Source organism: Mesorhizobium sp. M7A.F.Ca.CA.001.08.2.1 (assembly GCF_003998455.1).
Taxonomy (GTDB): domain Bacteria; phylum Pseudomonadota; class Alphaproteobacteria; order Rhizobiales; family Rhizobiaceae; genus Mesorhizobium; species Mesorhizobium ciceri.
Map to the genome: position 1 here is coordinate 1 of NZ_RZPW01000834.1, position 2,569 is coordinate 2,569.

Consider the following 2,569-nt stretch of genomic DNA (forward strand, 5'->3'; position numbering starts at 1 on the left):
TATTTGGCCAGCACCTCGTAGTCGGGCAGATCCTTCGACAAATGGCCGATGTAGATCGCAACGCCCGCCGCGACCAGAAGGGCCAGCGTCGTGCCGATGCCGAAAAAATAGCCAATGAGACGAATCATACCCGCTCCAGTCCTTGGTTCGGGAATTTCCTAAACGAAGCCGCCTTTCACGCAAGCTTTCGAGCCGGTCCCAATCCGTAATCGAAAACCCTTGTCGCCGCCATGTGGACAAAATACGGCAATGCCTGATTTCACGGCTGCTGGCCGGAAATAAAAGCACTGGGTGTTGTCGTCGCGCAACGCCGCCTCTGGTTGCAGGCGTCGCCGGTCATGTCAACCTCCGGTTCCCGATCCGGCCTTGGCCGACGCGAACAGCGCGACGGCGTTGGTTATGCTCTGGGCTGCCTTGCCGCGCCAGTCGGCATTGAGCAACTGCGCCTCGTCCTTGGCGTTCGAGAGATAACCGAGTTCGACCAGCACCGACGGCACATCGGGTGCCTTGAGCACCTTGAAACCCGCGGAGCGCTGCGGATTGTTGATAAGACCGACGCTGGTCGACAACTGGCCAACCAGCGTGTGGGCGAAACTCATCGAGAAATTGTGTGTTTCGCGGCGGATCAGGTCGATCAGGATGTCGGTGACTTCCTTGTTGTCGTTCTTGATTTCCATGCCGGCGAACTGGTCGGAGAGGTTCTCACGGTCGGCAAGCGCCTGCGCCTCGGGGTCCGAAGCCTTGTCGGAGACGGTATAGACGGTGGCGCCGCGAATGCCCTTGACGCTGATCGTGTCGGCATGGATCGAAATAAGCAGGTCGGCCTCATGCTGACGGGCAATGCGCACGCGGTCGTCCAGACGCAGGAATTCGTCTGTGTCGCGCGTCATGAACACATCGTAATTGCCGACGGCCGCGAGTTTGTCGCGCAGCTCCGTGGCGAAGGCCAGCGTGACGTTTTTTTCGATGGTGCCGTTCAGGCCCTCGGCACCGCCGTCGATGCCGCCATGGCCGGGGTCGATGACGACGGTGAACCGATGGCCCGGATTGGAGACCGGCCCGGTGCCGACCCGCCCTCCCTTGTCGGTCGAAACGGTCGATCCGGTGGTCAGCGCCTGATTGGCAAGTGCGGCATCGAACTCGCGTTCGGATGCCGCCGACATGTCGATGGCAATGCGGTAGCCGGTTCCGTCCTCGTTCTTGAGCACGTCGAGCTTGTCGACGGCAAAGGGTCCCTTGCCGGTGAGGATCAGACGCGAAACGCCCTCGCCGAGTTCGCCCAGGCGCACGCCCTTGACCAGGCCCCGCGCCTTCAAATCCTTGGCATCCACGGCGAACCTCGTATTCGCGAGATCGATGACAAGACGGTTGGGACCACGCAGCAGGAACCATTTGATATCGGGTTCGCGGTCGAAATCCATGACGATGCGCATCTTGGTGGCATCGCCGGCCATCTTGTAGCCTTTTGCCACGAGCGGAGCGTCGGCGGCACTGGCATTTGAAGACAAGACGGATGAGGCCGCCAGCAGCAGCAAGAGGCAGAAAGCGGCCAGGATCCGGCCGCCGACACGACGTCCCTTGTCTGTGAAGTCCGCCAATCCCATCTCTCTTGCAGTCGCTCCCGGTTTGGCGCCCGGCGCCCGGTCGTTTCGTCGAATGCCGGTTAGGCCGCGAACTCGATTAACGATTGGCATCCAGAGAAGGTTAACCAAGCCTTTTCATGCAGGGCCGCAAGCCTGGCTTTACGCTACGGGACGGCTTTTTGCCGGCATCGGAAATCGGGGTTGCCTTCCACCCCGCCAAATCATAAAAGCGATGGTGGATCACTGCAATCCTGGAACCGCCCTCCTCCGCAGCTTCTTGCTACAGGGTCAGACGTAAAGGCGGCTCCTTTCGCTTCAGGCGAAAAGGGTTCAGGTGATCGCGACGAATTTCGCAGGCGTGCTCCCGTGGCGGGGGAATCGCCTGCGTGAGGAAAACGGCCGGGTTTGTTCCCGTGCCGGCTCTGTATGAGCAAACAAGCTGGTCCGGTTCGTCCGGGCTTTGGTTCAAAAGGTTCTGTTGGTGACGATGGCTTCAAGCGCAATCATGGAAAGGTCCGCATCAAACCGCGCCATTATGGCTGCGGGCGGCACCGCCATGGCGCTCAAGCGGCGGCCGACGGACGTTCAAATATCCGGCACCCACATTCCAGACACGCAGCAGCAGGCTTTGCCTCGCAAGCTGCGGCTGACGGCTGCCGGGGGGAAACGAAATAATGCCCAACAAAATGCTGATAGACGCCTCCCACCCGGAGGAAACACGCGTTGTCGTCATACGCGGTAACCGTATTGAAGAATTCGACTTTGAATCCCAGGACAAGAAGCAGCTCAAAGGAAACATCTACCTAGCCCGCGTAACGCGCGTAGAGCCCTCCCTTCAGGCAGCCTTTGTCGAATATGGCGGCAACCGTCACGGTTTTCTCGCCTTCAGTGAAATCCACCCCGATTACTACCAGATTCCGGTCGCCGATCGTCAGGCACTGCTGCGCGCGGAAGCGCAGGAGGCTGAGGACGAGGAGAACGAGGAC

2 protein-coding genes are annotated in these 2,569 nt (G+C 60.1%); one reads left to right on the forward strand and one right to left on the reverse strand.

Features of this window, described 5'->3' with window-relative positions:
• Positions 1–341: 341 nt before the first annotated feature.
• Complete coding sequence (locus tag EN914_RS31715; RefSeq protein ID WP_024503888.1) at positions 342–1,604, reverse strand: N-acetylmuramoyl-L-alanine amidase; 1,263 nt, start codon at positions 1,602–1,604, stop codon at positions 342–344.
• A gap of 653 nt (positions 1,605–2,257) precedes the next feature.
• Here EN914_RS31715 and EN914_RS31720 point away from each other — a divergent pair.
• Positions 2,258–2,569: S1 RNA-binding domain-containing protein (locus EN914_RS31720; RefSeq protein WP_127389516.1), on the forward strand; the 312-nt coding region annotated here is incomplete at its 3' end.